The organism is Mesorhizobium sp. M1E.F.Ca.ET.041.01.1.1 (genome assembly GCF_003997355.1).
GTDB lineage: Bacteria > Pseudomonadota > Alphaproteobacteria > Rhizobiales > Rhizobiaceae > Mesorhizobium.
On the sequence record NZ_RZSL01000679.1, the window covers coordinates 1 to 2,898 of the forward strand.

Here is a 2,898-nt window from a genome sequence, read left to right on the forward strand (position 1 = left end):
GGCCGCTGCCGAGCTGCGCCTCTCGACCCGCCAAGTCTACAATCTGCTGGCGCGCTACCGCAACGATCGGACCGTGACGTCGCTGCTGCCCCAGTTGGATGGCAGCCGCAAGAAGCGCCTTGATCAAGGCATCGAGGCGATCATTGCGACGACGTTGCGAGAGCAGTGGCTCGTGCTGGAGGCTCCGCCGCTCGCTCCCGTCGTGGCCGAGATCCGCGCTCGCTGCGAAGAGGCCGGCTTGGCCGCTCCGTCCTATCTCACGGTCGCCCGCCGGATACCCGGGCTGTTCAGCCCCGAGGAGATCGCGAGGAAACGGTCCGCCAATCCGAAGCATCTCCAGCGGCTCAAACCGCGGCCAGGATACATCCATGCGGCACGCCCGCTCGATGTCTGCCAGATCGATCACACGCCCACCGACATCAACTTCGTGGAGGTCGTCGACGGCGGCGGAACGTTCATCGGCCGGGCATATCTCACGATCGTCACCGACGTGGCCACCCGCTGCATTCTTGGCTTCTGCCTCACCCTCGAGAAGCCGTCGGCGCTGTCGGTCGCGCTCTGCCTGGCGCACGCCATGTGTCCAAGGGAGGCATGGTTGGCCGCGCGCGGCATCGAGCATGGATGGCCGATGTTCGGTCGACCACGGTCGCTCGTCACCGACTCAGCCAAGGAGTTCAAAGGGAATGCCTTCCAGCGCGGGTGCGAGGACTACGGCATTCGGATCCACTACCGGGATCGCGGCCGCGTCCACCAGGGCGGCGTGGTCGAAAGGCTGCTCGGAAAGCTCAACGCCGTTCTTGCGACGCAGCCCGGCTCTACGGGCAGATCCGTGGCGGACCGCGACGAATATCCCGCAGAGCGCCGAGCCCGTCTCTGCTTCGCCGATCTGGAGCGATGCGTCGCGCTCGCGGTGATCGACCATAACCTTCAGCAAAACGCGAGGACATTGAAGGTGCCGGCGACAGAATGGAACCGGCTGGCGCACGATTTGCCCCGCTTCGACGATGATCCTATACGGGTCTTGCTGGCATTCATGCCTGGGACGGAGAGGCGCATCTCGCCGCAGGGCGTCAGCATGTTCGCGTTGGACTATTTTTCACCGTGGCTGGGCAGCCTCGTCCCGCAGCGGGACCGGCTCAGCCGGCTCGAGGTGCGATACGACCCTCGCTACATCAGCCACATCTACATCCGGGATCCCGACACACGAGAGTTCCGGCCGGTGGCGAGAAGAGACGGGATCACCACACCGACGACGCTATGGGAGCACCAAGGTGACCGTGCTCATCGACGTGCCGCAAACGCCCGATCGGATGTAGAGAAGGTGACGCTTCGCAGCCGGATCGCGGAAATAGCGGGTGGGCAGAAGCCTTCAAAGGCGGCCGTGCGCGATGCCGTCCGTCGAGCACACGCGGCCGAAGCGCCCAAACCCTATGATGCGATGCGTCCGGCGACGCCAGCGCCTGCCGAGCATCCGATACGTCAGAAACGCCGTCTGCCGGTCGAGGATTGGTGACGTGGTGGACCATCTGCTCGACCACGTTCGCCCGGTTCTTGACCGCAGCATGGAAGAGCGGATCGCCTATATCCAGGCGCCGCGATGGATCGGACATCAGGTGGCAGTCCAAGCGCATGAACGCCTTGCCGAGTTGCTGTCCCGGCCGGGGCGTTGCGGACCCGAGGCCTGATGCTCGTCGGACCCTATGCCAACGGCAAGACGATGATCGCCGAACGGTTTGCTGTCGAACATCTGAGAACCGCCGAGCAGCAGCGGGTGTGGGTGGTCCAGACGCGTGAGGGTGCGGGCCTCGCCCATTTCTATGGAAGCATCCTCGAGGCATTGCGAGCGCCAACCGGCATGGGTCGTGGTGTCGGTCGCAAAGCCGAGCAAATCGATCGCCTGTTCGACAGCGTGAAGCCCAGGATGCTGATCTTCGACGAATTCCACAATGCGCTGCGGGGCCGATCGCGGGACGTCGAGGCGGTTCTTGCATTCCTCAGAAGGATCGGCCGCCAGTTCGACATTTCACCGATTCTGATCGGTGAGGCCGCCGTGTACGACTTCATCAACCAGACCGCCGAAATGGCGACCCGATTCGACCTGCATGCAGTGCCGCGATGGCAATATGGCGAGGAGTTTCACGCGCTGCTCGACAGCCTCGAAGCCTCCATGCCGCTCGCCCGCGCTTCCGATCTCTCGGATGAACCGATGGCGCGGATGATCTTCCAGATCTCCGAGGGCCTGATCGGCGAGATCGTGGCGATCGTCTCTGCGGCGGCCGTGGCGGCGGCAAGGTCTGGCGCGGAGCGGATAACGAAAACGGGCATCGAGGCGCTGCGCTACATCCCCGTCTCGAAGCGCCGCCGGGCGCCGGTGCGTGACCGCCTGCTGTGAGCGGAGCGCGCTTCGCCATCGAGGTCCGTGAGCGATACGGGGACGTCGTTCGGGATCGGTGGCCCGTTTCCATTGACCCGCAGCCGGATGAGCTGTTGTCGAGCTGGCTCCACCGCCTTGCCATCGCCAACGGTATCGCGCCGCGGCCATTCGCCAGCGTCCTCGAGTTGGGCGACGGAATGTGGTCGCCGCGCCTCGATCTCCGGCTTCCACGCGAGGTCGCCACCCTGCTGACCGGTCGGACGGACGTTCCACACGAAACGATATCGGCGATGGCGATGACTGGTCCAGCGTTGACGCCGCTCCTGCTGCCGTTGCGCGAGAACGTCCGCCGGAACCGTTCGACCTGGATGCAGTATTGTCCCCAGTGCCTTGCCGACGACGAAGTGCCGTATTTTCGCCGTCCCTGGCGGCTGGCGACGCGCATCTCGTGCTTCGTGCATGGTCGCGGTCTTCGGGATCGATGTCCCGCCTGTCGAAGCGGGATTGCATCCTTCGACCAGACC

At 64.7% G+C, this 2,898-nt stretch carries 2 protein-coding genes and 1 pseudogene; all 3 read left to right on the top strand.

Features of this window, described 5'->3' with window-relative positions; translation table 11 throughout:
* Positions 1 to 1,513 (top strand): Mu transposase C-terminal domain-containing protein (locus EOA38_RS32470; RefSeq protein WP_127301149.1); only part of this gene is annotated, 1,513 nt, incomplete at its 5' end.
* Position 1,514: 1 nt separating this feature from the next.
* Positions 1,515 to 2,392 (top strand): annotated as a pseudogene (locus tag EOA38_RS32475) (TniB family NTP-binding protein).
* The coding region (locus EOA38_RS32480; RefSeq protein WP_145966176.1) for a TniQ family protein at positions 2,389 to 2,898 on the top strand (510 nt) is incomplete at its 3' end. The pseudogene EOA38_RS32475 and the gene EOA38_RS32480, both read left to right, overlap by 4 nt.